At 71.6% G+C, this 1,556-nt stretch carries 1 protein-coding gene; it reads right to left on the bottom strand.

Going from position 1 to position 1,556, the window contains the following annotated elements; all coding sequences use genetic code 11:
* Nucleotides 1–75: 75 nt before the first annotated feature.
* The gene (locus ACYVIH_RS22700) at nucleotides 76–1,500 is read right to left on the bottom strand and encodes an IS1380 family transposase (RefSeq protein ID WP_292726211.1); all 1,425 of its coding nucleotides are present in this window, start codon (nucleotides 1,498–1,500) and stop codon (nucleotides 76–78) included.
* Nucleotides 1,501–1,556: the final 56 nt, after the last annotated feature.

Below are 1,556 nucleotides of genomic sequence, written 5' to 3'. Positions count from 1 at the left end.
CTTTGGCGGTTGCGGGCATGTCCGTGGCCGGACCGTCTCCGGTCGTGGTTTCCCAGGTTCCTCGGGTAGTGGTGGTCAGGCGGCGGGCTGGAGTTCGCGGAGCCTGCTCAACACCTCGGCGAGCTGGTTCTCGCCCGGTGGCAGTCGCACAACGGTGCGTCGGGCGTGGTTGATGACGCGACCGGGCAGGCAGATCAGCTCGCGGCGGAGCCGGGTCAGGTGAGCGCGTCCGCGACCGCGGCCGTCGTCGAGTCCGCCGAGCTCGTGGAGCCAGGCCGAGAGGTTGACCGCGAGCAGCGCGCCCCACATCCAGGCGGTGTTCACCGCCGGGTTGCCGGAGGGGAGGTGGCGGAGCGCGGCGCCGTGCTTGGCGTCGCGGATCCGGTCCTCGATATCGGTGCGGTGGCGGTACCAGGACTCGACCGCGGCGGCCTTGGCCGGTGTAGATACATCGAGGTTGGTGACGATGAACGAGTAGGCCCACACGGTGTCCACATCACCGTCCAGGGCCAACGCGAGCTGCTCGCTCGGGATGGTCTTGCGACGCCGGGCGCGGGGGTCGGCCGAGATCACCGTGGCCTCGTGACGGACCCGACGGATCAGGCATCGGGTGCCCTGGGGCCATCCGGCCGGGGTGTAGGCGGCGACCGCGACCTGGGCGCCGGTCATTCCGTCTGCGTCGACCCATGCCTGCTCGGGGACGGCTGCGGCTGCCCGCCAGGTCGCGGGGTTGCGGTTTGCGCCGATGGCGAAGTCGCAGCCGGCGGCGATGATCGCCTGGGCGAGGTCCTTGGTGAAGTAGCCGATGTCGCCGCGGACCCGCACCCGCCCGTGTCCCGGTGCTGCCGCATCGAGCCCACGCAGCGCCCGGGCGAACAGGTCGACCACCCCCGCGCGGGGATCGACGTCCCCGGCGAGCAGATCGGCGGCCAGCACGACTCCGCCCTCGGCCCAGGTCGCCAGGTGTGGGCGCCCGGCGCGCTGACCCTTGTAGTTGTAGGCCACACCCTGCTTGCGGGCGCCGTAGACCTCGACCTCGGTGGCATCGATGTCCAGCGTCGGCGCGGCCAGCAACGCGGCGCGCCGCCGCGGGCCCAGGTGGCCCAGAACCCGACCGCCGATCGTGCCGATCGCCGCTTCGACCGCGTGCCACGCCGATCGGTCGAACCTCTTGGCCAGCGTGGCCGCGGTCGTCGATGGCGCCGTCGCCACCGGCGCCAGCAGTCCACCGGCGGTATCGGCCCGGCGACGGTCCAGCCCGACCAGGTAGTCCTCGCCCGCCAACTGGGCACTGGCCAGCCCGACCAAGAACTCGCCACCGGTCAGCCCCCGGGCACGCTGCTTGATCGGCCCGACAGCCTCATCGAGGGCGCTCACCACGCCCAGCCGATCGACCAGCTCGGTCACCGCGAGCATCCCCGCCGCCGGCGTCAACGACGGATCGGACGCGCCGATCCGGACCTGACCACGACCTCTGCCACGACCCCGTAAAGTGCTCACCCAACAGGTGCCTTTCACTCGGTTCAGATCAACGTCTCGACAACCGCGATCTTGCC

Source organism: Nocardioides pakistanensis, assembly GCF_054781215.1.
This window is presented reverse-complemented; position numbering and strand designations above follow the sequence as displayed.